Origin of the sequence: Microtetraspora sp. NBRC 16547 (assembly GCF_030268965.1) — a bacterium.
GTDB lineage: Bacteria > Actinomycetota > Actinomycetes > Streptosporangiales > Streptosporangiaceae > Microtetraspora.
The window spans coordinates 1-410 of the sequence record NZ_BSSE01000101.1 but is presented as its reverse complement, the minus strand read 5'-3'; the positions used below and the strand labels follow the sequence as shown (position 1 = coordinate 410).

Here is a 410-nt window from a genome sequence, read left to right as displayed (position 1 = left end):
CGGCGGCATGCACCCGCTCCACCCGCGCCGCGATCGCGGAGATGAGCCGATCCCGCGCGAACAGCAGGTCTTCCGCCTCGGCCAGACACACCCCCGGCGAGTCCGGCACCACCGCCAATGCCAGCGCAGAGGCCGTCTCCCGGACCGAGGCCACCAACGGCCACGACACCCGACCCGACGACATGCCACCACCGGGAGCGGCCTGCTCCTCCGCCGGAGCCTCGCCGTCATCGAAGGTCTCGCCGCTGCCGGACCTTTCATGACCACGAGCGTCTCCACGGTGGGACGCTTCCCGGAAACCGGAAGCACGCTGCTTCTCGGTCGGAGCTTCGTCGGTGTGAAAGGCGTCGCCGTTGGGGGGAGTCTCGCCATAGGCGAAGGCACCTCCACGGTGGGAGGCTTTCCCGCAT

1 protein-coding gene is annotated in these 410 nt (G+C 70.0%); it reads right to left on the bottom strand.

Going from position 1 to position 410, the window contains the following annotated elements; genetic code table 11:
* A partial coding sequence (locus tag QSK17_RS35785) for a hypothetical protein (RefSeq protein WP_285711142.1) occupies positions 1–184 on the bottom strand: 184 nt, incomplete at its 3' end.
* Positions 185–410: the final 226 nt, after the last annotated feature.